This window comes from Candidatus Brachybacter algidus, assembly GCF_016707225.1.
In the GTDB taxonomy this organism is placed as follows: domain Bacteria; phylum Bacteroidota; class Bacteroidia; order Chitinophagales; family Saprospiraceae; genus Parvibacillus; species Parvibacillus algidus.
The window spans coordinates 71,621-94,024 of sequence record NZ_JADJID010000005.1 but is presented as its reverse complement, the minus strand read 5'-3'; the positions used below and the strand labels follow the sequence as shown (position 1 = coordinate 94,024).

The 22,404-nt window shown below is 35.6% G+C and carries 23 protein-coding genes and 10 pseudogenes; 8 read left to right on the top strand and 25 right to left on the bottom strand.

The window, feature by feature from the left end; all coding sequences use genetic code 11:
- Nucleotides 1-272: 272 nt before the first annotated feature.
- From IPI15_RS15010 to IPI15_RS19935, 5 genes and pseudogenes are all read left to right on the top strand, one after another.
- Nucleotides 273-731, top strand: a pseudogene (locus tag IPI15_RS15010) (OB-fold nucleic acid binding domain-containing protein); the annotation flags it as partial.
- A gap of 113 nt (nucleotides 732-844) precedes the next feature.
- A pseudogene (locus IPI15_RS15005) lies at nucleotides 845-1,380 on the top strand (amino acid--tRNA ligase-related protein).
- Nucleotides 1,381-1,587: 207 nt separating this feature from the next.
- The gene (locus IPI15_RS20170; protein WP_287421042.1) at nucleotides 1,588-1,785 is read left to right on the top strand and encodes an amino acid--tRNA ligase-related protein; all 198 of its coding nucleotides are present in this window, start codon (nucleotides 1,588-1,590) and stop codon (nucleotides 1,783-1,785) included.
- 867 nt (nucleotides 1,786-2,652) lie between these two features.
- Entirely contained in the window at nucleotides 2,653-2,886 is a 234-nt protein-coding gene (locus IPI15_RS14995; protein ID WP_287421040.1) for a hypothetical protein, read from the top strand.
- Between the two features lie 247 nt (nucleotides 2,887-3,133).
- Nucleotides 3,134-3,680, top strand: a pseudogene (locus tag IPI15_RS19935) (DNA-3-methyladenine glycosylase I).
- A 69-nt stretch (nucleotides 3,681-3,749) separates the two neighbouring features.
- On the opposite strand, the pseudogene IPI15_RS14980 reads toward IPI15_RS19935, so the two are convergent.
- The 20 genes and pseudogenes from IPI15_RS14980 to IPI15_RS14900 all read right to left on the bottom strand — a co-directional run.
- Nucleotides 3,750-4,328, bottom strand: a pseudogene (locus IPI15_RS14980) (serpin family protein); the annotation flags it as partial.
- Between the two features lie 20 nt (nucleotides 4,329-4,348).
- The gene (locus tag IPI15_RS19930) at nucleotides 4,349-4,447 is read right to left on the bottom strand and encodes a serpin family protein (protein ID WP_353845319.1); all 99 of its coding nucleotides are present in this window, start codon (nucleotides 4,445-4,447) and stop codon (nucleotides 4,349-4,351) included.
- Nucleotides 4,448-4,451: 4 nt separating this feature from the next.
- Nucleotides 4,452-4,934 carry a serpin family protein gene (locus tag IPI15_RS14975; protein WP_287421035.1) on the bottom strand — a complete coding sequence of 161 codons (483 nt, stop codon included), beginning with the start codon at nucleotides 4,932-4,934 and terminating at the stop codon, nucleotides 4,452-4,454.
- A gap of 463 nt (nucleotides 4,935-5,397) precedes the next feature.
- Complete coding sequence (locus IPI15_RS19925) at nucleotides 5,398-5,697, bottom strand: LytTR family transcriptional regulator DNA-binding domain-containing protein (protein WP_353845315.1); 300 nt, start codon at nucleotides 5,695-5,697, stop codon at nucleotides 5,398-5,400.
- Nucleotides 5,698-5,702: 5 nt separating this feature from the next.
- Complete coding sequence (locus IPI15_RS14970) at nucleotides 5,703-6,125, bottom strand: LytR/AlgR family response regulator transcription factor (RefSeq protein ID WP_287421033.1); 423 nt, start codon at nucleotides 6,123-6,125, stop codon at nucleotides 5,703-5,705.
- A 496-nt stretch (nucleotides 6,126-6,621) separates the two neighbouring features.
- The gene (locus IPI15_RS19920) at nucleotides 6,622-6,750 is read right to left on the bottom strand and encodes a sensor histidine kinase (RefSeq protein ID WP_353845314.1); all 129 of its coding nucleotides are present in this window, start codon (nucleotides 6,748-6,750) and stop codon (nucleotides 6,622-6,624) included.
- A 100-nt stretch (nucleotides 6,751-6,850) separates the two neighbouring features.
- Nucleotides 6,851-7,963 carry a hypothetical protein gene (locus IPI15_RS14965; RefSeq protein WP_287421031.1) on the bottom strand — a complete coding sequence of 371 codons (1,113 nt, stop codon included), beginning with the start codon at nucleotides 7,961-7,963 and terminating at the stop codon, nucleotides 6,851-6,853.
- A 73-nt stretch (nucleotides 7,964-8,036) separates the two neighbouring features.
- Nucleotides 8,037-8,351, bottom strand: coding sequence for a hypothetical protein (locus IPI15_RS14960; RefSeq protein WP_287421029.1), 315 nt, complete (start codon nucleotides 8,349-8,351; stop codon nucleotides 8,037-8,039).
- A gap of 154 nt (nucleotides 8,352-8,505) precedes the next feature.
- The gene (locus IPI15_RS14955) at nucleotides 8,506-8,784 is read right to left on the bottom strand and encodes a hypothetical protein (protein ID WP_287421027.1); all 279 of its coding nucleotides are present in this window, start codon (nucleotides 8,782-8,784) and stop codon (nucleotides 8,506-8,508) included.
- 59 nt (nucleotides 8,785-8,843) lie between these two features.
- Nucleotides 8,844-8,996, bottom strand: a complete 153-nt coding sequence (locus tag IPI15_RS14950) for a hypothetical protein (RefSeq protein ID WP_287421011.1) — start codon at nucleotides 8,994-8,996, stop codon at nucleotides 8,844-8,846.
- 853 nt (nucleotides 8,997-9,849) lie between these two features.
- Nucleotides 9,850-10,287, bottom strand: a complete 438-nt coding sequence (locus tag IPI15_RS14945) for an SDR family NAD(P)-dependent oxidoreductase (protein WP_287421009.1) — start codon at nucleotides 10,285-10,287, stop codon at nucleotides 9,850-9,852.
- Between the two features lie 591 nt (nucleotides 10,288-10,878).
- On the bottom strand, nucleotides 10,879-11,124 hold the full coding sequence (locus IPI15_RS14940; RefSeq protein WP_287421007.1) for a hypothetical protein: 246 nt from the start codon (nucleotides 11,122-11,124) through the stop codon (nucleotides 10,879-10,881).
- A gap of 71 nt (nucleotides 11,125-11,195) precedes the next feature.
- A complete protein-coding gene (locus tag IPI15_RS14935) occupies nucleotides 11,196-11,390 on the bottom strand; it encodes a DUF4249 domain-containing protein (RefSeq protein ID WP_287421005.1) in 195 nt (64 codons plus the stop codon).
- A gap of 153 nt (nucleotides 11,391-11,543) precedes the next feature.
- Nucleotides 11,544-11,753 (bottom strand): hypothetical protein, encoded by a 210-nt coding sequence (locus IPI15_RS14930; RefSeq protein ID WP_287421003.1) that lies wholly within the window; start codon nucleotides 11,751-11,753, stop codon nucleotides 11,544-11,546.
- An 11-nt stretch (nucleotides 11,754-11,764) separates the two neighbouring features.
- Nucleotides 11,765-11,920 (bottom strand): hypothetical protein, encoded by a 156-nt coding sequence (locus IPI15_RS14925; RefSeq protein WP_287421001.1) that lies wholly within the window; start codon nucleotides 11,918-11,920, stop codon nucleotides 11,765-11,767.
- Nucleotides 11,921-12,070: 150 nt separating this feature from the next.
- Nucleotides 12,071-12,670: pseudogene (locus IPI15_RS14920) on the bottom strand (TonB-dependent receptor domain-containing protein); the annotation flags it as partial.
- Nucleotides 12,610-12,873 (bottom strand): hypothetical protein, encoded by a 264-nt coding sequence (locus tag IPI15_RS14915; RefSeq protein WP_287420999.1) that lies wholly within the window; start codon nucleotides 12,871-12,873, stop codon nucleotides 12,610-12,612. The pseudogene IPI15_RS14920 and the gene IPI15_RS14915, both read right to left, overlap by 61 nt.
- A 24-nt stretch (nucleotides 12,874-12,897) precedes the next feature.
- On the bottom strand, nucleotides 12,898-13,164 hold the full coding sequence (locus IPI15_RS14910) for a hypothetical protein (RefSeq protein ID WP_287420997.1): 267 nt from the start codon (nucleotides 13,162-13,164) through the stop codon (nucleotides 12,898-12,900).
- A 246-nt stretch (nucleotides 13,165-13,410) separates the two neighbouring features.
- On the bottom strand, nucleotides 13,411-13,665 hold the full coding sequence (locus IPI15_RS14905) for a hypothetical protein (RefSeq protein WP_287420995.1): 255 nt from the start codon (nucleotides 13,663-13,665) through the stop codon (nucleotides 13,411-13,413).
- Nucleotides 13,655-13,975, bottom strand: a pseudogene (locus IPI15_RS14900) (carboxypeptidase-like regulatory domain-containing protein); the annotation flags it as partial. The gene IPI15_RS14905 and the pseudogene IPI15_RS14900, both read right to left, overlap by 11 nt.
- A gap of 1,158 nt (nucleotides 13,976-15,133) precedes the next feature.
- On the opposite strand from IPI15_RS14900, the pseudogene IPI15_RS19915 reads away from it, so the two are divergent.
- A pseudogene (locus tag IPI15_RS19915) lies at nucleotides 15,134-15,489 on the top strand (DUF4920 domain-containing protein).
- Nucleotides 15,490-15,703: 214 nt separating this feature from the next.
- Here IPI15_RS19915 and IPI15_RS14885 read toward each other — a convergent pair.
- The 5 genes and pseudogenes from IPI15_RS14885 to IPI15_RS14870 all read right to left on the bottom strand — a co-directional run bounded on the left by IPI15_RS14885 (nucleotide 15,704) and on the right by IPI15_RS14870 (nucleotide 19,072).
- Complete coding sequence (locus tag IPI15_RS14885) at nucleotides 15,704-15,898, bottom strand: hypothetical protein (RefSeq protein ID WP_287420989.1); 195 nt, start codon at nucleotides 15,896-15,898, stop codon at nucleotides 15,704-15,706.
- A 352-nt stretch (nucleotides 15,899-16,250) separates the two neighbouring features.
- The gene (locus IPI15_RS14880; protein ID WP_287420987.1) at nucleotides 16,251-17,360 is read right to left on the bottom strand and encodes a T9SS type B sorting domain-containing protein; all 1,110 of its coding nucleotides are present in this window, start codon (nucleotides 17,358-17,360) and stop codon (nucleotides 16,251-16,253) included.
- Between the two features lie 146 nt (nucleotides 17,361-17,506).
- Nucleotides 17,507-17,680 (bottom strand): annotated as a pseudogene (locus tag IPI15_RS20165) (T9SS type A sorting domain-containing protein); the annotation flags it as partial.
- Between the two features lie 81 nt (nucleotides 17,681-17,761).
- Nucleotides 17,762-18,088 (bottom strand): hypothetical protein, encoded by a 327-nt coding sequence (locus IPI15_RS14875; RefSeq protein ID WP_287420985.1) that lies wholly within the window; start codon nucleotides 18,086-18,088, stop codon nucleotides 17,762-17,764.
- 408 nt (nucleotides 18,089-18,496) lie between these two features.
- Entirely contained in the window at nucleotides 18,497-19,072 is a 576-nt protein-coding gene (locus IPI15_RS14870; RefSeq protein ID WP_287420984.1) for a hypothetical protein, read from the bottom strand.
- Between the two features lie 815 nt (nucleotides 19,073-19,887).
- On the opposite strand from IPI15_RS14870, the pseudogene IPI15_RS14865 reads away from it, so the two are divergent.
- Nucleotides 19,888-20,439 (top strand): annotated as a pseudogene (locus IPI15_RS14865) (hypothetical protein).
- A 25-nt stretch (nucleotides 20,440-20,464) separates the two neighbouring features.
- Nucleotides 20,465-22,134, top strand: a pseudogene (locus tag IPI15_RS14855) (GH92 family glycosyl hydrolase).
- The last annotated feature ends 270 nt before the right edge of the window (nucleotides 22,135-22,404 follow it).

Below are 22,404 nucleotides of genomic sequence, written 5' to 3'. Positions count from 1 at the left end.
GGGTTGGGCAAAAGAGTGGTCGAGGGTGAAAAGACAAACTTTTCCTTCGTATTTACTTTAATCCGTTTAATCAACAATGGATATTTGAATTAAATAATGTTTTACGGTAATCATTCTAATTTCATTTCTCAATTTTCTAATTTTAACGACCCCACCTCACCTTCAACATCTTCCTACACACTCTATTTTAGCTAAATTCATTATTTTGACAAAGCCCTCCACTTAGTAACAGAAATATTTTACTTTTGCACCCTCAAACAAACATTATTATCATGGCACATCAATATATCAAAGACCTCAGTGTACACGAAGGGAAGAAAGTCCAACTCAAAGGTTGGGCATCAAATATCCGCTCAGGAAAAGGTATTTTCTTTATTCTGATGCGCGATGGTTCAGGCTATTGCCAGGCAGTAGTAAGTCAGGATGGCGTAAGTGCAGAAGCATTTGAAGAGGCATCCAGTCTAACTCAGGAAAGCTCTTTCTGGGTGGAAGGCAATGTCATTAAAGACGAAAAGCAAATAGGTGGTTACGAGATCCAGGTTACTGACATGGGCGTGTATAGTATTGCCTTAGAATATCCTATTTCCAACAAGGAACACGGAGTTACATTTCTTTCCAATAATCGTCACCTGTGGCTGAGATCACGTCGTCAATGGGCCATCATGCGCATTCGCAACGAGATCATCATGGGAATACATGATTTCTTTCAGAAAGATGGATATGTCCAGATGGACGCTCCAATCTTTACCGGTAGTGCCGTAGAAGGAACGACGACTTTGTTTGAAACTGATTTTTTGGCCAACCGGCATATTTGTCTCAGTCCGGCCAACTTTATGGTGAAGCTATGGCTATGGCTATGGGAAAAATCTACACTTTTGGTCCGACTTTCCGTGCTGAAAAATCTGATACCCACGGCACCTTTCTGAGTTTTGGATGATAGAGCCGGAAATCGCTTTTGCTGATCTGGATATGAACATGGAAGTCATCGAAGCATTTATCAAAAGTGTCGTAAGCAGGATCATCGAAAAATGTCCGGAAGAACTTGCCATTCTTGAAAGAGATGTTGACAGATTGAAAAATGTACTTCAACCATTCCCAAGAGTCACTCATAATGATGCCGCTAAGATCCTTCGTGGTGAGCTGGAAGTCAATGGCAAAAATGCCTTGAAAGTTCAGGAAGAAGACCTTAAGAATGCGCATGAGCAACTTGCAGTAGTGCAGGCTGAAATCGCAGAGCGGGAAGAAAAGATAAAAACAGCCAGCAAGGGTGAACGTAAATTTAACGAAGGAAAGATCATCCAGCTGCGCAAAGAAGTAGAAATACTTACTGAAAAACTAGAAACATCCGGGTTGGATCGAATCTGCCCGCAATTTCAGTGATGACGAGGACTTTGGAAACAGTGATGAGACGGTATTGACCAGAGTATTTGATGCTCCTGTGATGGTCTACAACTGGCCCGCAAAGATCAAATCTTTTATATGAAAGAAGTGGATGGCAATTCCTGATCTTGGTAAAAGGTGTCGACTTACTCGCACCGGACGGATATGGGGAGATCATCGGTGGTTCAGAAAGAGAGACAGACATCAATGTCTTACTTAGAAAGATCGCTGAACACGAATTACCTTGAAGCATTTGAGTGGTATCTCGATCTTCGCAGATTTGGTTCTGTTCCTCATGCCGGTTTCGGTTTAGGATTAGAAAGAGTGGTAAGATGGGTTTGTGGTCTAGATCACATGCGCGAGACAATACCCTTCCCGAGAAGATATGGTAGGTTATTTCCGTAGGGAGGAAAGTTAGAAGTCAGAAATCAGAAATTAGAAGTCAGAAATTAGAAGTTAGTTGATATATAGCGCTTGGCTTCCAATATCAAAGAGGTAACTCGAGAAATATGGAATGCAGATGACGCAGATATTCATGATCAATTATGCCATATAATTTTGGTGAGCGAATTCCTCCTTTGTAGGGCAGATCATTCACTTCTATTTTGTCGTTATGTGTATAATGCTAAATATCAATGTTTTAAAAAGAAGAAGAAAAAGTCGCAACTTCCCTCTCGAGGTGGCCAGGAGATGGGGAAACGGTCCAATTCTTGCATGCTTCTGTTGTTTTAAGAGACATTGAAACTCAAATCTTAATGATTAAACGCAAATTAAATTTAGATATATAGAATAAATTATAAAACCAAAATTAACGACTCCAGTAGATTTGACACTCAATATCAAATTTTATCACTTTTGAATTTCTGAATTTATTATGAAAATTAAAAACTATTTTTTTGCTTTTAATTATATTTTTGGCAAAGACATCTATTTTTTGTCAAGGCGAAAACCAATTTACATTATGTCATATTGATGCTCGTTTTTATAAGTTTAATAGGAATATAACAGTTGGATTAAAAGAAAGGGAATTAAAAAACTATTCTACTTCTTATAATCTTAGGTTTAAAAGGCTTTTGAAGCTGTTTTGAATGAAAATGATTATCAGAATATTAAAAATATTTCAGATAACAATTATTCGGATCTAAGCAAGATGGATAGCATCTCAGACTTTCTTTATATAGCATATACAGAATTATATCCAACTCATAAATATAGTGAAAAGAATGAAAGTAAAACCTACTCCTCAATATATTCTGGATCTACTTAAACATTTTGGCGATAAATACGATATTGATCCAATTAGGCATTATTAAAGCAGAAGGATTTGTCAAAGAAAAACCTGACAAGAAAGGAGAATTTGATGTGAATGCTAGAGGTTACATTTATTTTAAAGGGTTACCATTTAGACGTGAAACTGGCAGAATATTATTTGTATTTTGGGAGGCTCACCCACGGCAATCATCTGTGGAGTTGTCGAATAATCCTCAACAAAACTTGATGTACTAACGGATAGAATAATTGAAACAATGACCCGAAAATATATGTTTGAATTTTCAAAATTATGGGAAAAGAGGAAAACTCCACAATGGAAAACGTGAAAAATAGCATAAGTCATGTCAATCCTACTTGCTTTAATTTTATTATAAATATTTACAAACTTTATCAATAATCTCTCACAATCAATCTAATTAAGTTACTCAATTGACTTCCCGCCTAACTATAAAATTATCATTTATAATTTACAATTCCAAATATGTCCTATTGCAACGCCATCCTCATCATGACAGGAGACAAAAAAAAACTCCACAAAGCCTATCACGATAAATTATATGGATTTCCGATACACAATGATGATGAATTATTCTGTCGGCTTGTGTTGGAAATTAATCAGGCGGGCCTAAGTTGGGAGACGATCCTAAAAAAAGAATCAACTTTCAGAGCAGCATATGACAATTTTTTCAATTAACGTGGTAGCTAATTATACCGAAGATGATAGAGCGCGACTCTTGAGTGATGCCGGCATCATTAGAAATCGCCTGAAGGTAAATGCTGCAATTGAAAACGCAAAAGCAATCCTGGAGATCCAAAAATCTCATGGTTCATTCGAAGCCTGGTTGGATCAACATCACCCTTTGACAAAGGAAGAGTGGGTTAAGATTTTCAAAAAACATTCAAATTTACCGGAGGTGGATTGTCAATGAATTTTTGATGAGCAGGGATATTTACCCGGTGCCCATGCGCATAATTGTATGGTATATCAGGAAGTAGTAAATTCAAATCCTAAATTTCTGGAGATATAAAAAAGGCCATGATGCTGTGCATCATGACCAAATAATATGAGTTCTTTTCCAAAATTATTTACGGCTTTTCTACTTTACCCATGAATAAATAGGCTCCTGTGGCTTTTCATAAACTAACATTACGAATGGCCTGTCAAAACCAACATATTCAGGAAGGGAGGTTACTCTACTCCAATAAGTGGTGACCGCAGCACCCTCCATACCGGATTCATCCATCTTCATAAAGACATCATGAAACGCTCTTGTCAGTATTATTTGGTTGGTGGCAGTACCCATCTTTGTGAAGTCGCTTGTTCTCCGAAGGCTGTTTTGATATTCATATCCTGAAGAATATTTTTTAAGGTCATATTTCATCAATAATTCCATTTTGGGAAGTCCGATCATCAAGTCTCTTTTCACTGCATTTTCTGTCATTTAGTAACACCTGCAGTACTCATTTTGACTTATGTAATCAATCACTCCAAGCTGCTCAGGTAAGATGAAAACAGCTTCCAGTTTGCCTCCAGCCATCGGCATGACAATCGTTTTCTCTGCATCAGATTTGTAATAAGCAATATCCGCTCTTTGGTTCATCAATTGCATTGGATGAACTGCATTTTTCGAATCTTTAAATTCTGCAGCATATGTTGCCCTATCATCGAATGGTTGATCCCATGTGGCCCTTCATATTACAACGCATTTATCAAACACATAAATTCATCATCCTGGATATTATCAAGGACTTTAGGTATTCTGCCATTGGTCTTTTCTGAGACCCAGCTATTTATTTCTTTAAGCTATGTCCACCTCTTTAAAATTAAGTTGCTGCAATTTTGATTGGTAAGCGTCCGTTAGAACACCCTTATAATTATCGTTCATTTTGGAATTTTGATGCATCAAAGAATACACCATTAGATATTCCAATTTTATAATTTTACTTTCTCCAATTATATTGGAAGTGATCGCTTTTAGATTGGCATTTACATCCTTGAGTTGTTCGGATGGCGCACCAAGTACTTTCATGAGTTCATCCAAAGTCACTCCAGAGGCGCCATTTGCAGCCATTCCTATCGCATATTGTATGCTTAATGGGGAGATGATTACATTTTTATCTGCATCCTCAGTTAGAACCGATTGTTTAAATAATTCAATAGCGCCGGATTGCAAATCGCTTGTCAACTTGCTATTCACGATCAAAGGTGTTTTGATGTTATCGACATTCCTGTCGCATGACACCAATAAAATTGTAATTATAACAAATAGTAAATTTCTCATATTTCTGTGTTTGTACAATTAAAACGAAATAATTTGAGATGAAGTTGGAATAAGTCTAATTTAATTTGCAAATTGTTTTTAAAAGTACGTTATTATTTAATCTATTGCCACCTGGCCTTTTGCCACCCCGCCTTTTTGTCGCGGGCAAGCCTCGAGAGGGGAAGTTGTGACTTTTTGTTTCTTCTTTTCGAATCATTGATATTCAAAATTAAACATAACTATTAAATAGAAATGAATGTCGCGGCCCTCAAAAGGGGAAACAACAATGTTTTGTCATTGCTTATAATGTTAATTATTTTAGACTTTTTCCAATTACAATAATTGGATGCATTTACTGGACACAACAATCGAAGTTTCATTCTAATTTCTAATTTCTAACTTCTAATTTAGCAAAAGCAATACTTTTAGGTTATTATATCAACTACTTAAACTAGGGTTGGTAACTACATCTTACTAACCTCATTCATGAATTCATTTCTTCTCCTTCTAGATAATGGTACCTGCGAATTATCTGACATGATAATAATTCTTCATTTAAATATTTAGATATATGTTTTTTATTAATTAAATGCGATTTATGCACATCTATAAATGCATACTTAGATAACAATTCTCTAAATACACCCAGGTTATAAGAACTTAAAAGAGAGGTATTATTTTTTAAGTGAATTCTTGTATATTTCTGCCATCCTTCGCATCGAATGATGTTATATATCTCGATATAATCATAGTAATTAGAACCCCGGTATCGGTACTTTAACATTCTGGTCAATGCTTTCCTCCGCTTCGCTGTAACATTTCTTCATATTGACGGATTTTGTGTTTATTTCCAATCTTCGACTTTGCTTTAAGAATCGCATTCAACAGGTCTTTTGATTTGATTGGCTTTAACAGATAATCAATTGCATCCATCTTTAAAGCTTCTATGCCATACTCGCTATGACCTGTCACGAATATCACTTCAAAATCCACCGTTTCGAATCTTTTCATCATTTCGAGCCCACTTTCATTGGGCATAGTGATGTCCAGAAATACAATATCAGGGTTAATTGCTTTGATCAGATTAAATCCATCTTCCGCATTGGATGCCTGCCCAACTATCTTGACATCCTTGTCAAGTTTACCAACCTTGATTGAAATTACTTCTCTGAGATTGGCCTCATCATCAATTATTACTGCTTTGAATTCCATTATTTCTATTTAGAAAAGTATTCATATCATGAAATGTAATGACGACTTGTGTACCCGAATCTGGTACTCCCTCTGATAAGTCACTTGTTTCAATTTTTACATTAAAATAATTTGTTTCATTCAGTTATCTACCCTTTCTTTCACTATTTGTGTTCCACGTGATTTATGACTTTTTACCCGAGTTGATGACTTTATCCTGCCGATTCCATTGTCTTTAATAATAAAGAGAAAGGACATCCTTTTCCAACATTTTAATTGTTAATTCAAGTTTCCCTTTTCTTTCTGCCAAATTATTCAATCCGTGATTAATGGCGTTTTCGATGAATGGCTGAGTAAGCATAGGTTGGAATGTTGAATTCAGGATTTACGTCCCTTTCGACATTAATTTCAAAATCAAACTTATTATTAAATCTGATCTGCTCTAATCCGATATATAAAGTTAATAATTTAATTTCATGACTTGCAGGAATAAATTTATTATGCGATGACTCAAGAATCATGCAGGCATCAGTTGTGCGAAATCTGACAAGTAATCATCTGCCTTATCAATGTTTTCAGTTTGAATATAATACTGGATCGAGCCAAGCGCATTAAATAGAAAATGTGGATTCATTTGCGACTGCAAAGCTTCTAATTCAAGAATGGAGATTTTAGACTTGACTGCGTTTTCTTTTCGCCTATGTTTTTCTTACGTAAGGATATAATTTGAACTAATAAAAAAATTATTAAAGACAGGCAGCAGCTATAATAATTCTTGTATAATCGCGAATAATTTCAAAATTGAATTTATCAAATCTATCCGTATTTGGAAAATTAATATTCATTAAATAGCTTCCCGGTTCTGCCTTAGATACAAAGATTGTATTTGGTTTTGTAGTTATTGTTAGTTTTTCGGAGCTGATGATATTTGGTGGAAAATTGTCAAATAAATTATAAATATAATCCGGTTTAAAATAATTAATTTCCATATTAATGAAATTACTCTTAAAAGAAAAGTCCTTTAATACTTCTATTTTATTCGGATATTTAACCTGAACCTGATTAATAAAAAAACCATGTGATTTTTTCCATTGTAGCACTTTTTCCGGGTTCATAACTACCATGCCATTTACCGTCCCAAAATATAAAAATCCATTTTCATCTATTGTATATGCCTTGGTATTCATTTCCTTATTAGGAAGTCCATCCTGCTGATAAATGACTGAAATTATTGTATAATCAGCATTAATTACCGTGATACCGTTAAAAGTAGGCAGCCAACAATTACCTTTTAGGTCTTTTATTATTCCCACTACCTTATTGTCAGATAATCCATCTCCTGTCATCAAATGTCCTTCCACTTCGTATGTTTCAGCATCCAGTACATACAGACCGCCACCTAAAGAACCCAGTAAGATTTTATCATTATATCTGTTAATCACATTGATTCTAGGATATTGAATGAATTTTTTTTCATCCGTTTGGAGAGCATCAACTTTTGATATTTGTTTAAAATTATTATCCAATATATAAGGCCATCCATTGCTCCTACAAAAATAGGTATTGGTGTGATTATCATAATAAACGGTATTTATTCGTGTAGCTGTTGTTAGTAGTATTTTACTTTTTTTTGTTATTAAATCATACGCTGCCAAAATTCCATTTTGATTCTCCGGTTGTTCACCACAAATCAGTATTTCACCTCTCTTATCAATAATAAAATCATTGATCAGAAAGGGTATGGTATGTTTTCGAAAACTTCTTTTTAGGATCAATTTTGAACAAATAACATTCAGGACCTTCAGAATATGCAAATTCAAAAAAGTACCCACTTTTAGCATCATAATATATTTTACCATTATTAATAAAGCCCTGTCCTCCGTTTTCTTTTGAAAACAAAACTTTTTCTTCCTGATTTTGTATCTAAGTATATCAGATCTTGGTTCTCTGGAGTGAAAAGTACGCCACCCTTACCGTCACTTGCAATTCCCGAAATAACAGAACCAAAAGTTTCATCCTTAAGATAAGGCCTAAGATTGTAAAACTTGCTCCATCCCGCAGTAGACCTTTGACTAGCAATCCATGATGTCCTGCCATCATCCACATAAAGTTCACGTCATCTGTGTAGACATCTTTCGATATTTTGACATCCTCTGACAATGTTTTGAAAGTTACACATTTTAGAGCTTTATCAACGATGTAGAAACTATCTACAAATCGCGGGAATGTGCCATATCCTGCTATCAAGTTTCCCTTTTTATCAGTTTTAAGGATACGGCAATCTGAATCATCTTTCTTTATTTTAAATATATCTTTGAAAGCACCATTTTTATAAACAGCAATTGATTTCTCTGTTGCTAAAAATATTGATCCTTGATTGTTGATGATACTCCCTTTACTATCAGGGAATAATTGTCATCCCTTTCTTCCCTTTTAGTAATATGCCGTTTTTTGTTTGAATTACAAATTCTCCGTTAACCCGGCATACATTCTCAGGTTTCTCCTTGATTGAATATAATTTTTTATATGCGACCTTTTGCTTCCAATCCACCACATAAATTACATAACTATCTTTCTCTCTACTAACACCAAAGATTTCATTTCCCGATACGATGTATTCCATTGGAACCTTACTCTCGATAGCTGATAAGACAATGCTTCCCGGATCAATATAGAGCAATGCTTTATTTTCTTCACACCTGACTAAAATTTTGCCGTTGGGGCTTATAGATAGAGATTTTAAACTGGAGGATCTATGTTATATTTAAATAGATTGCTGGTATTTACGGACACAAATTCTCTGCCATCATATCGCATTATACCGACATCTGTAGACACATAAAAGAATCCAAAAGAATCACGGACCACCAGATTGGCTTCTCTGTCATTCAATCCCTGTTCTTTCCAAGTAAAACCTTTGAAACCAGCGTTTGTCCTGTGGAATCCAATGCTACAGCACAAAATATGACGACGATGATTAATTGAATTAATATTTTCAATGAAAGATATTTACTTGATGCTAATATACTTTAAAACCATTGGATGGTTAGCAAAATATTAAAATGTTGAACAGTAATTTCAATATTCATTAAAAAGAATGAAAGTGGAAGGTGAATAAAAAAACTGCTCAATTGCATAGTGTGATTGCAATTGAGCAAAGTGATTCCGTTTTAGTGATGCTTAAGTGTGTTCAATTTTTTCAAATGATGACCAGAGATTAAAAGGTAAACTAATTAGTAAGTGTGTCAATTTTTTGAGTTATTACCGTAGAAATCAATTTTCAATTGAGCCCAATTAAAAACAAACAACTGATTTGTAAATCAATGTTCTACACAAATATGATTTGTTTTAAATAAAAAGCCGGAGTTTCGGACTAAGTGTCAATCTCGTCTGACTATCGGTAATTTTGAGCAACATTTATTGCTATATAATATTGATTTATACCGATTTTCCTTCACATGTCAAGTCAAAAATTTCGAAAATATAACTTTTAAGTTACCTTGGCATTTCTTAATATCCTTGAAAAATACCGGTACAAATCGCTTTAAATAAATAGCAAGGATCTCCTTGCCGCCGATATATATTTCCTCTTTTGGTTTGCAATACCTTTGACAGCTATTTTAGCAAGTTTGGATGGCTCCATACCACTGTCTGTTTTTTTCATCCATTTTATTCTGCGCTTGTCCATCACCGGTGACAGCAGAAAGAGAAATATTTGTCCTGATGAATCCAGGGCAGATGATGGTTACTTTAATTTTTCATTAAATAATTCCGCTCTAAGACTGTCAAAATATCCATGTAATGCATGTTTACTTGCCGCATAAGAGGTCCTTTTAGGGCTTCCAATGATGCCAACCAGACTTGTGATGACGGCTATTTGCCCTCCCCCTTTTTGCTGCTGAACGTTGGCTGATGCCCCATTATTGACAAGAATATCCAGGGGTGTATTTTTAACTCTGAGATGAGCCACCGCGCCTGTGATGGAGGTAGGATCCGATAAGTCTATAGATTGAATTATGGCCTTTATATTTGGGTTGCATTTTCCGGCGGTGACCTCCAGTTCCGCTATATTTCTGCTCAGTAGCACCAGATTGCAGCCATGATATGAAAATTCTATAGCTAGTGCTCTTCCTATGCCTGAAGAAGCTCCCGTGATCCAAACCCATTTATCTTTGATGTCCATGTCCTTTTCTTGTGTCTTGCAAATATGCAAATTCCGGACTTAATAATCAGCAATTTTGATAAGTGATGGGTGATCAGAGGTTAGTGGTCAGTAATTAGTGGTCAGTGATCAGTAATCGGTAATCGGTAATGAGTAATGATTAATGGGTAATGGAAAATGAGTAATCAGATTTATCAATTTTTCCACATCGAAGCCATCAGCCATCCGCCAAAGCCAATAGCCATTAACTTTATTCCTTAATCTTTAAGCACAAATTAGATCAAAAGCACCGCCCCATTCTTCGCTCATTTTCAATTTTCAATTCCCCCCTTTTGAAAAGATTATTTCCCCTCCCCCCCCCCCCCCCCCCCCCCCTCCCCCCCTTCCATTTTCAATTAACCCTCTTTTGGAAACAAATTAATCAATTTTCCAGATCAAAGCCATCAGCCATCAGCCATCAGCCATAAGCCCAAAATTAGATTATACAGTACCGCCCATTCTCCGCCTCATTTTCAATTTTCCATTTTCAATTAAACCCACCTTTTGGAAAAATAGGACTAAATTATCCACATCGAAGCCATTAGCCATCAGCCATTAGCAAGCCATCCGCCATCAGCCACCAGCCCCCTCACGGCATATACAGCGTATCCCTCCTAATCTTAAATCCTGTAAAAATACCAATTGGCTTACTGATTCTGATACATTTGATTTGATCTGACCTGGTTGGCCAAAAGGATTGCCATTGGCGGAGTTGGCATTGCTTTTGCTTGATGAAAAGTCGTTGTATTCTTTAGTGACATGGATTAATGTGAATATTAAAGTATCTCCAACCACAGACTTTTTTATCCTCCCTTTCATAAAAGGTACCGTATGCTACCGATTCTGTGTCATTGATCTTATCATCAGTAGTATAGTCCTGCTGTGCAGCGCTATCCCAAGGATGATACATGGATCATTCTTCGATAAAAGTCTAACGTATTCCTGTCATCTTGATGGTAGATGAATATGGTTGCTCTGGTTTTATTCTGATTGGCATATTCCACCTTGGTGCTATCGATTCTGACTAGTGTAGGAATGATTGTCGAAGCTGTGATTGTACTTCCATCAGCAAGAGTAACGAGCAATTCAAATCTCGAATTGCTATCATCAGGAACGATTTCTGCGCACTATAATTGGAGATCTGACCATTGTCAGGATTAAATGTTAGGGTCTCCTGGAGTTGAATTGTATCATTATTGTAAATGATTTTGACATCAGCTCCTTTCAATAGTAATGATTCAAGATAGGCCGCCGGATTTATCTATCGTCAGAGGATCAAAGAAGCTATTGCTCTTAGTTAGTAAGAGTTGATATCGTTCACCGGGATAAGGTAACATTCCTACCACAGGCTGCGAACCATAGACTGTTAGATTTATGTCTACTTCTTTACTAAGATTGCAAGAAACTAGTGTCATTAGAGACAGGCAAAATATAATTAGATTTTTCATTACTATTTCTTTTAGAAATTAAAATTCCAGGTGATAGAAGGAAGTATTGGAAACAAAGAAACTTGTCTCGCATTGATCTTTTCAGGGATCTTTACTTCGACTTCACCCTGTTTTACTGTTTTAAATTCTGTTTCAAGAGTTAGGAAGTAAGGAGTTTCTTCTATCATAGACATTGTAGATACTCAAGGATAAATTACTTTCTCCCCATTTCGAAACATATAATAAATTACACTAATATCTCCGCGATGATAAGCAGGAAGTCTTGAACGTGTTTCGGTCTCCATAAATAGGCGTGACAGGATCAATCGATCCGCCTTTTATATCCTGAAATAAAGCTCTTCCCCCAGGGAGCCACGCCAGATCGCCTGATCCATATACCCATGTAGCTGAGGCGGTCCATCTTCTGTTGAATTTATAGGTAGCGACCACTTTAATATCATTCCTTCGGTCATATCTTGGTGAGAAATATCTACCGTCCATAATGCCAGGAAGCCTCCTCGCTTGACAAATGCCAAAGTATAGGCGATCCATCCTGATAGTTTGCCAAAGTCTTTCTCGAGACTCACTTCAGTCCCGTATGCGTATCCTTTTCCGAATTCAAATTCCCTTTCGATCTCATCATTCAGGAATAAATTGGCACCATCTCTGAAATCAACCTGATTTTTCAACCATTTATAATAATATTCATTGGTCAGTAAGAGCCCCTTAGCTATCAGGTAACTAAATCCTGCTGAAACCTGATCAGATCGTTGTGGATGAACAGCATCTGTAGAGGGATACCACACATCAGTAGGTAGTGATATGCCGGAATTGGATATTAAGTGGACGTATTGTTTCATTCTGGCATAACCTCCTTTTATAGACCATCTAGGATTGACTTCATATAAAAGTGCCAGTCTTGGTTCAATGCCTCCATCGAAATAGTTGTTGCTCGTCCATCCTGATAAACGAAGGCCTGCATTAGCTTTAAGGTTTTTATAATCTCAAATTCATCAGATACATACAACCCATACTCCATGCCGGTTCTGTCTATGCCCGAACTAAATGAAATGGATCCATCATCCGAGCCTGCCTTCAACCTTCCTACAGTAAAATCATAATAGGTCGTAGATATACCCATCTTAATGGAATGTTTTAATTTGGGTTATAAGAAAAGTCCATTTTCCGGCATAGTTTCTGATCTTAGAACCGAGGAAAAACTAAAACCACTGATCTCATTAGAAATATCGTAGTTATAATCTGAAAATATGAAGGACGTATTGGCGAATAGTTTATTGTTGAAGATGTGATTCCAACGTGCTGTTAAAGTGGCATTTCCCCAGCTAAAACCAAGATCAAGCGTGCTATCCTTTAGGGCGAACTGGTCTTTACCAAAATATCCACTTAAATAAATACGGTCTTTCTCACCCAACTTGGTATTTATTTTAGCATTGAGATCATAAAAATTGTAACCCGGTATCTTATTGAAGTCAGGCTTATCTTCCTGACTTTTATTTATTGCATTGGTAATAAGGTCTACGTATGTCCTTCTTCCGGAAACTACAAAACTGGTATTTTCACCTGTTGGGCCTTCCAGTGTTAATCTTGAGGTGATAAGCCCTATGCCGCCTGATCCGGCTTAACTTTTTATTATTGCCGTCTTTCATGCGGACATCTATCACAGAAGACAATCTACCACCGTATTGGGCAGGAAATCCACCTTTAAAGAGACGCACATCCTTAATAGCATCAGAATTGAAGGTACTGAAGAAACCAAAAGGTGATTGGCGTTATACACGTTGGCTTCACCAAGCATGATAAGGTTCTGGTCACCTGCACCACCTCGGACATAAAGACCTGTGCTACCTTCAGAGCCGGATGAAACTCCTGCTTTTAATTGAAGCGTCTTGATGATGTCCACTTCACCAAACAAAGCAGGCAGGACTTTTACTTGTTTTAGCAGAGATCTGCTCCATACTCATTTGGGTAGAACTCATTTTATCGCGGAGTTGGTCAGCCACGATGATGACTTCATCAAGCGTAGTAGTGCCTGGCATGAGTTCGATGTTCCATTTGGTATCATTCATGCCTGGAAGTCGCTGGTAGAAAGTCTCCATGCCGATGTAGGAAGCCGATAGGATGATTGTATCAGTAGCAGGAATTGTTATAGAATAAAATCCATATTCATTAGTCACAGTAGCTTTGTTGGCATCTATGATTTCAACCTTGGCACCTATAAGTGTTTCTCCGGTTTCCCATCAGTGATAGTTCCGAAGAAAGTTGTTTGGATTGTGCTGAAGAGACGATTTGTTGAAAACCAATGAAAGACAGAACTAAAAATAACTTAAATGTGTATCTGATGACCATATGCATATAGCTTAAAACTGTGTTGAAATAGGGCTTTTGAAAGCGAAAGAAAGTATAACGAAAAAACAGCGATTTAGTTATAAATACACAAACATATAATTTAACTATAATATGATAGAAATCCCATATAGAAACTTTTAACATAAAATAGTCAGGCAGTGGCTTCAGGAAGATATTACGATTAATTGTTGTGGTATCATATTTGCTAGTATAAGGTAGTAGAAAGTCCCTTATATTTTTACGAGCCGATTATTATTAATCGTTTTTATAAACAAGAAACATGTCAGTTACAAAAGAAGTAAAACAGTATGTAAAAAGATGTCAGGCTCTGGATGGTAGTGACTATAGCGTTGATTATTTTATTTTTATAGTTAGTTTTCCGGTATAGAATCATCTACAAGGAAGATAATTTAATTTTTCATATCGACAGCAGTGGATTTTGTCACTGTGTTTTGGACAAGAACCTTTTCTATTACAAGATTTTTTAAGCAGACAAGCTTTTAAAGCCCCGGTATATTGCCGGGTTTTTTTTGTTTCAGCATTGGTAGAAGTGCAGTTGGAACATTTTCCCCTTTTGAGGTCATATTCATTCACTTCAATTTAATTGATATATGTTTAGATCTGTATATCTAAATGTTCTAGAAAGAAGAAATAAAGTCGCAACTTCCCCTCTGGCAGATGCTTGCCCGCTTGAATAGGCGGGGGGTGGCGACAGCCGTGGTGTTGATAGACGCCATAATCTAATGATTTTAACAACTAGCAAAACATAATCTAAATAACTCTGGATTTTTCTCCCCCTTGGCCCCTCAAACGAGGGGAAAATCGTTCTTCGGCAGTTATATTCTCTTATTTTGTATTTGTCAAGATATTGTTTAAAACCAATAAAATTATATCTTCGCCATTAAAAATATATTATGTTAAAATCAATATTGTTTTTCACTATTTACGCTATTTGCCATCGTTACTTTTGCTCAGCCTCCTGCCGGAGATGCAAAGGTGGGTGATTATTATGGTAAAAAAACCTAAATCTAAGGGTGCAATGGATATTGCTCAACTTCCTCGCCAAACTTGAAAAAGAACCTGTCATTCAAACTAAAGTAAAAGCAAAGGTGCTGGATGTTTGTTCGGCAAAAGGATGCTGGATCGAACTTGCTGTGGATGATAATACTACTGCATTTGTAAAATGAAGGATTATGCATTCTTCGTTCCTGTCGCTGCAATAGGTAAAAATGTCGTATTGGAAGGAGAGGCCAAACTAACGACTACTTCTGTGGAAGAACTGAAGCATTATGCTGAAGACGCGAAGAAATCTCAAGATGAGATCGATGCCATCACAGAACCTAAGACAGAGATCAGGTTTATGGCAAGTGGTATGGTTGTAGTGGATTAATTATTCTGCGAAATAAAAAATAGCATGTCTCTTCAATGAAATATTGGGGAGCATTTTTTTTTGCTTATTCATTTATGAGAAACTATAATAATAGAAAATAAAAATTTCAACTTTGATATTGAAGAAGAAACTTAATTTCTAAAATAACTATCCAGTATTTAGGGGGTCAGGCCAATACAAACCGTTTAGAAATGATTTCCAATGTTATCTATAACTATTTACTTTGAACATCTTTCTGAAAAATATTTTCAATTAACATAATAACAAACAGCAAAGCTGCAAACATTGCTATTCCTAAGACTACATTGAAAGTAATAATAACTGGCTGACCATAGTTGTTTACTATAAAAAGTAAACTAGAAATTCCAAGAGCATAATATAATCTTAATATTATATTTCCAATTTTCATATCATATTGGTTAGTAAAAATGTCCCAATCAAAACAAGTACCTATATTAATTAAGTTTTTATTTTTCCACTGTTTTAAAAAAATTCTGACCCTGCTTCCCCTAGTTCATATTCTTCAAAAATAGTCCATTTAACGAATATAATACTAAAAATTAATGAAAATGATCAAATTTTTTCCATTGATTATATTGATTCATTATGTATATTATAAGTTAACCCTGCTTGGATGGGATTTAGATGTATATAATCCATTGTATTTAGTTCTCACAGTAAAGTCTTGATTTATAATAGTAAGCATCAATAATATTTCGTTTTGGAAGTTCACGAAAGGAAAAGCACTAATTAAAATTCACTCATTTTGCTACTGTAACACTTCCAGATTTAACTTCCTTACTTCCAGTAAAGTTATTTTTATAAACTACATAATAAACATACACTCCATTATCAACTTCTTGTCCTTTATATGTGGCGTCCCATGTAAAATTTGAATTCGAACTGTATTTTACGCCCCCCCACCGATCATAAATGTGTAACTCCTGGATTTCGGCGTTTGACCAACTGCCTTCAAAGATGTCATTAATGCCATCATAATTTGGGCTGATTACATTAGGGAAGAAAATTTTAGGTAGTTCCATCTCTGTTCTAATATTTACAATGCAGCTGTCAGAGCACACTCCATTTTCGACAGAAACTATACAGAGATATTGTTTAATTGCTCCAAATCTCAAAATAGGTTGTTCACAATCATCACATGAAAGGCCTTCTGAAGGTTTCCATTTATAAATATCTCCTTTCACACATGAATTAATTAATGTATCTCTACCGTACATTCCTACAAAATGAGTTTCAATTCCATCCTGTTTTATTGGAGCTTTGAACACTTCAATAGTGTTATATTTAATTAAAGTATCAATTCCTTGATCGTTTTTTACCGATAATGACACCTGGTATATACCTGGAATATTATACTCAATGCATGGAGGATTCCTGCCTGACCAAAAAGAAGGTTTGCCGCCTTCAAATTTCCACTCCCACTCATCAGGATGCCTAAAAGATGAATCTGAAAATTGAACAAAATTATTTTGGCAAACAATTTCCTTGTCTTGGATGAAAAATGCTTCTGGTGGACATTTTTCTACAATCAAATAGAAAGTTTCTGTATACCATGATTTGAAGGAAGGCTGACCTGATGGGAAATTTGTTACAAATCTGTGTAATGTTACAATTTCTAATGTTGTTATTATAGGAAAACAGATGGATGGAGAATTTTCCATGCTGATTTTAGGTAACCCGGTTTGAAACTCCCAAATTATTGTGTCTTCCAATATTGCTTGAGTTGGATCTAATGTAAAATCTAGGCTAATTACTTGAAAACATGCACCTTCACACAACTCATACGCAAATTGAGGTTGAGTTCCGGTACCAATAGTATCTACCTTTCCATCTGAATTAATAATCCCCACCAACACGACCGATCGCCTGAGTAAATGATTTTTGAGTAAATATTATAATAATAAAAATAATAATAATAAACAAGTGCCATAAATGATGGCACTTGTTAGTTCTATATAATGAATGGTTGATCATTATTCCATTTTAATTATTTTCCCTACAGAAACAGTTCCATCATTTCTCTAATTTGGTAGAAATATACTGAACTCATCCAATTACTTGTATTAAACGTATAGTTATCTGAATTCGATTCAAAATTACCAACTATCTTTTGATTAAGATCGTAAATTAAAATTACCGACTTTTCGCCTAAATGAGTGAAGGTTAATTCATTCTTAAAGGGTTAGGATAATTTTCAATTTTATTGGTCAATTCTTCACTAAATGCTTCATTTATATTACTTACAATATTTTCATTCATAAAAGTTTCCAGGTTTTTCATTAGAAATATCCAAAAGGTCACCTAATTCTTTTGTTAATGGATTTGATAGGTTTAGCTTAAAATATGAAAATTGAGAAGCTGCAGTATTACAATTATTTTGCACCGAAACAGTAAGTCTGTAATAAATGTATCCGTGATTAATCCCCCCAAACAAGAGGCCAAGAGGTAAAAGTGGGTATCGAAAGACCAGGATATGAATCAAAGTGGCATTAGCTGGTGCAGGAAGTCTATTTATTTGCACATCTGGAATACCTCCTGAAAGTGGCGTAGCGTATGCTCCGGGTATACTGTTACCCAAGGTCCAGAAGTTGTTTTAGATGCTTCCAAAGAAATGTTAAATTGAGATACTGCATAAGTGGCATTCCTAGCCGCATTAAAATTTACAGATGAATAAGTCAACAATGGAGCTGACCCAATTATGGTTGTCGGAGCTGTATACCCGCCATTTACAATTTCTAGATTTGTGGATGCAGCAGCACCAGAAACACTTATACACCGGTAAATTATAGCTGCAGAGCAGTATGCTACCCTGTATTACTAATTGTTATTTTTAGTTTAAATGTTTTACCATTATTTCCAGAATTTATTATCGGAGTGTTAGTGTTGAAGTTGGGAAGTTCAACATAATTTTGCATTATTCCTCCAGAATATACTGCATTCAGATTATAAGTTAGTCCAGAAGTATAAGTTGGAGAAGCCCCACATCCTAATGCAGTAACATCAGCATAATCGACTTTAATCGTGTAGGTTCTGCATTCTGTAATATTTGAAAAATCAATTCTAAATGGCCAAAAGATTTACATGAATATACTGGGGTCGTAGATGAAGGATCAAGGGTAAAACCATCTACCTTTAAACTTGTTGGCGTATTGGTATTTTGTACTTGAGATTGTGTCACTTCTTTTGGAAATGAAGTCCCATTTGCATCAATTGTTAAGGGTACACTATTACTCCCTATATATTTGTAACCTGATGAATATGGTAAATTCTCAAGCTTCACATATAAATAATAAATTAAATCGTACTGCCCAGGAGCAGCGTTAAAAACCCCATTTGTTGCAACTGGAAAGATTGCGCTTGAAATGTCTAAAACGCTCTGTTTGCCTCCTCCAGCTACTGATGTTACTACTACATTTAATAAATTTATTGTTTTGTAATGATTTAGAACTACCGCCCCAGTTGAATGATTTATCACTTTAAAATACAAGGTTCCCGACCAATCAACTGTACTTGGAACAGAAGGTGCTTCAACAGGAGTCCAACTATAAACTTTATTCTCCATAATTATAGATTAATTGAGCCTGTCCACAGGTAGTTCCACATTGAGATTCCAAGTATGGAGAAATAGCGTGAGCCGTATTTGAATTATAGATAATAATAATTGCAAAATTAAGATTTAACATTTTCTTATTTTAATTTTTTGAATTTAAAAATACACAAAGGAGGTTAAGCACAACCATTCAGTTCCGATCACCAACAATACATCATCGACCTATCAGTATAGACGCGTAAAAATCAATGTTCAAAAGAGTTGAACTAATTCAGTGTAAAATATGTGGTGTGTGTATTAGGTGATTTAAAAATCATGCTAAGATCAATGTAAAAAGTTAATTATTTTATGGGTTAAGAGTTATTGTTAAAATGTTATTCATTATTATATTCCAAATCTGGATGTACTTAATATCCCTTTTTGATAATGAACACAAATTAGACATTATTAACTGAACCAAATGTAAAATTTTCTTTACATGTAATTAAGTTGGCCTCACTGACATCAAAATGTATTTTAATGTTTATTATGTTTTCAAAAATAATCGAATAGAAAATAAATAATAGTAAATAAATGTAAAATAATTATGCATTTAATTTAATTTTTAAAAATATCATATTTCGTAAAATTATATATGTTAATGTGTGAAAATTTAAGATTCTCCCTTGAGTTGCATATCTTTTCAGACTGATCTTTAAGAATTCAGCATATTTTCGAAGTATATATGAGCTTCGATCAATATAAAAAAACGACTCTTAAATTATCTACTCAATTATTTGAAATGAATTCTCTACTATTGTGTAAGAATAAAAACTAGAAACATAATCATGAATCGCATTTTAAAAATTATACTTCTCAACTCATTGGCGGTATTAACCCTATTTCCAAGCACTGTTATTTCCCAGAAAACCAACAAGTCAGCTATAGATTTTGTCAATCCATTCATCGGCACTGCTAACCATGGCCACGTCTTTCTGGGCGCCAATGTTCCGTTTGGAGGTGTTCAATTAGGGCCGGTGAACATAGACAAAGGATGGGACTGGTGTAGTGGTTATAATTATGCGAGTAAGGAAATTCTTGGATTCACACACGCATCTGAGTGGCACCGGCATCGGCGATTGGAATGATATTTTACTGCTGCCTGCTACCGGAAAAGTTAAAGTTAAACCAGCAAATAAAGATGAATTATCGGACGGATATGGATCTTCTTTTCTCATAATCAGGAGATCTGCAAGCCCGGATTTTACAGTGTTTTCTTAAAAGATTATAACGTTAAAGTTGACTTGACTACTACTAAAAGAGTGGGTATGCATCGATATACTTTTGTTGAAAATAACAATTCACATATCGTCCTGGATCTCGCTTTCGGTACAGGGTGATAGTCCTGTCGAAACTCATATTGAAGTGGTAAATGATTCCATCATCACTGGATATAGACAGTCGAAAGGTTGGGCTAAAAACCAACAAGTTTATTTTGCAATTAAACTATCACAAAGGCTGCAATCTTTTCAATTATATGATGACTCAATTTCAATCGATGGAAGTAAACTAACAACTGTTCGTGCAAGAGCAATTATAAAATTTGCATTGCAAAAAGAAGAAGTTGTGATGGTTAAAGTTGGAATTTCGGCAGTCAGTTCAGAGAATGCTTTGCTAAATATGCAAACAGAAGTACCCGGCTGGAATTTTGACAAAGTAAAAACTAATGCTTCTGATGCCTGGAACAAGGAATTGTCCACCGTAGAATACGATGCATCACGTGATCTGAAGACTATATTTTATACAGCATTATATCATGCTTATTTTTCCCTTCAACGTATGATGATGTCAATGGCCAGTATCGAGGCAGCGATCAGAAAGTATATTCCGGCGATGGCAAACCTAATTATACTCTATTTTCACTTTGGGATACTTATCGCGCCTTGCATCCTTTATTGACGATCACTCAGTCCGGAAGGATCGATGACATTATTAATTCTATGCTTAATATATATAAGCAACAAGGTAAGCTGCCGGTGTGGCATTTGTCCGGGAATGAAACTAATACGATGGTCGGATATAGTGCAGTGCCTGTGGTCGTGGATGCTTATATGAAAGGGCATAGAGGATTTGATGCGAATCTGGCTTATGAAGCAGTGAAGCAGTCTGCTATGCAAAAGATTAACGGCATTCAATACATTCAGAAATTAGCATTCATTCCAGCCGATTCTGTCAATGAATCAGTCGCCAAAGCATTGGAATATGCCATCGATGATGCTTGTATTGCTTTGATGGCGAAATCTATGGGCAAGACAGAGGATGCTGCATACTATGATAAAAGAGCGAAATTGTATAAATTATATTTTGATTCTAATACAAAATTTATGCGTGGAAAGTTGGCGAATGGACAATTCCGTGCTCCATTTAGTCCATTCGAAGCCAAACATCGAGAGAATGATTATTGTGAAGGCAACGGCTGGCAATACACGTGGCTCGTGCCTCAGGATGTGCATGGTTTGATCAAACTTATGGGAGGTGACAAATATTTTACAAATAAACTTGACTCCTTATTTAATGCAAGTGGATCGATGGGGGAAGAAGCCAGTCCGGATATTTCGGGATTAATCGGTCAATATGCGCAGGGCAATGAACCAAATCATCATATACCCTATTTGTATAATTTCGCAGGTGAGCAATGGAAGACAGCGTCCATGACGAGAACATTGATGGATAGTATGTATACTTCCCAACCTGATGGATTATGTGGTAATGAAGATGCGGGTCAGATGAGCGCTTGGTATGTGATGTCTGCTATGGGATTCTACCAGGTGCATCCCGGGAATGGTGTATATGTCATCGGAAGCCCAAGAATGGAAGATCTTAAACTACATCTGCCAAATGGTAAGATATTCGAAATACATGTCTTGAGAAAAGATCCGAAAGATAAATATATCAGAGGGATCACGTTTAATAATCAGCCTTACCTGAAGTCCTATATTACGCACAGTGATATTATGAAAGGAGGAAAAATGGTGATACAGATGCATAAGGATCCAAATATGGAGTTTGGAAAGTCTGAGGCGGATAGACCATAATTTGCAGCGGGTAAATCATTCAATATCTATTTTTTCTACCCAACAAGTATTGAATTTACCTTATTATATTACATTTTTATTTAATACAACTATTTTGCCAGGTAGCAATTCCATTCTTGAGAATCCTCCTTTAGGGCTTATTTTTATGAATTAAACCATGCTGCACCAAGGCATCCGGCGAATCAACTTCATATCCATTATTTCATTATATATTATAAAATTATTTAATATTTAATTATTCGGTGGTATTGTGAGCTCAAACATATTACA